1 pseudogene is annotated in these 233 nt (G+C 52.4%); it reads left to right on the top strand.

Annotated features, from left to right (window positions below):
• A pseudogene (locus L976_RS01455) lies at positions 1-233 on the top strand (IS4 family transposase); the annotation flags it as partial.

Here is a 233-nt window from a genome sequence, read left to right as displayed (position 1 = left end):
CAGCGTTGGACGCGGGATATCACTAAGCGCGGGCAACGCCGCCAACATGCTACTCGCCCTTACGAGGAAAAAGAGAGCTACAAATGGGAACAAGCCTCCGCCAATATGTCTGCCCGTTTAGGCGAGCATATCAACAAGGTGATTTCCGTCTGTGACCGTGAGGCTGATTTGTTTGAATATCTGACCTATAAAACCCAGCACCAACAGCGCTTTGTCGTCCGCTCGATGCAGAG

Source organism: Shewanella sp. ZOR0012, assembly GCF_000798835.1.
Classification (GTDB): domain Bacteria; phylum Pseudomonadota; class Gammaproteobacteria; order Enterobacterales; family Shewanellaceae; genus Shewanella; species Shewanella xiamenensis.
This window is presented reverse-complemented; position numbering and strand designations above follow the sequence as displayed.